This window comes from Psychrobacter sp. 1Y4 (genome assembly GCF_051847555.1).
The window spans coordinates 1-703 of sequence record NZ_JBPYDE010000564.1; the positions used below are offsets into that span (position 1 = coordinate 1).

Consider the following 703-nt stretch of genomic DNA (forward strand, 5'->3'; position numbering starts at 1 on the left):
ACCTCGACACCAACCGCCTGCGCGATTTTTTGATCAAACTCTGGACGGAAATATTTAATCGCACTCATTAGTGGTTCCATCGCACCTGGGGCATGCGCACAGAATGTTTTACCAATCCATAAATCACGCGTCAGGCCTTCTAGTTTTTCTACATCGCCTACTTGCCCTTCACCATCATTGATGGCGGTAAGCAGTTTAACGCCCCACGGTAAGCCATCACGGCATGGTGTACACCAACCGCACGACTCGCGTTGAAAGAAAATCTCAAGATTGCGCAGTAATGGCACCATGTCTTGTGATTCATCAACGACCATAATCAGACCAGTACCCATACGGCTACCCGCGTTTTGAATGGTGTCAAAATCTACCACCACATCCAAATGTTCTGCGGTTAAAAAGTCAGTCGATGCGCCACCCGGTAGCCATGCTTTGAGTGTTTTACCATCCTTCATACCACCTGCTAAATCTTCAATGATTTCTCGAGCTGTATAACCAAACGGTAATTCCCACAGACCTGGATCATTAACCAATCCTGAGCAGCCAAATAGTTTGGTGCCTGGCGTTTTACTTGTGCCTTTGATTTCAGATAATGACTGATACCACTCGACGCCATGGTTCATAATCGCTGGCATATTGCACAGCGTTTCAACGTTGTTGACGACGGTTGGACGACCCCATGCACCAGAGATTTGTGGAAACGGTG

General features: G+C 47.4%; 1 protein-coding gene. It reads right to left on the reverse strand.

Features of this window, described 5'->3' with window-relative positions:
- Window positions 1-703 (reverse strand): NADH-ubiquinone oxidoreductase-F iron-sulfur binding region domain-containing protein (locus ACS8FC_RS17580; RefSeq protein ID WP_439297736.1); only part of this gene is annotated, 703 nt, incomplete at both ends.